This is a genomic window from Mesorhizobium sp. M8A.F.Ca.ET.161.01.1.1 (assembly GCF_004792105.1).
In the GTDB taxonomy this organism is placed as follows: domain Bacteria; phylum Pseudomonadota; class Alphaproteobacteria; order Rhizobiales; family Rhizobiaceae; genus Mesorhizobium.
Window position 1 is genome coordinate 1 of the sequence record NZ_SRTD01000132.1, and the last position, 395, is coordinate 395.

A 395-nucleotide genomic window follows, 5' to 3' on the forward strand; every position below is an offset into this window, starting at 1 on the left:
CTTCGGTTTTGACGGTTCCGACCTGATGCCCGGCAAGATCGGCGCCGGCGCTTTCTGGACCGGCATGATCGATTTCGTCGGTGGCAAGTCTGCCGATCAAGTCGCCGCCGATATCCAGAAGGCCTGGGACGGCCTGAAGTAACACGGATTAAGACGAGGCCTGGCGGCTCGCTGCCGGGCCTCTTCCGCAGGAACGGCCCGACAGCTGCATAAATCAACGCGGCGCGGAGAGGATCAGGGAGGGAACATGGCTCAACAACTGGTGTCCGCCATCGGCGTTATGGTAGCGGGCGTTTTTGCCTGTGCTGCCTATTACTGGCTATCCGATAAGGCGTTGCAGGCAATCTTTCCCGTCCGCTCGGGAGATGTCCTTCATGCCTCCCGCAATCTCAATC

2 pseudogenes are annotated in these 395 nt (G+C 60.0%); both read left to right on the forward strand.

Annotated elements, in window-relative coordinates:
- Window positions 1-142: pseudogene (locus tag EN804_RS34995) on the forward strand (alpha-glucoside ABC transporter substrate-binding protein); the annotation flags it as partial.
- A 105-nt stretch (window positions 143-247) separates the two neighbouring features.
- A pseudogene (locus EN804_RS38895) lies at window positions 248-395 on the forward strand (alpha-glucoside ABC transporter permease); the annotation flags it as partial.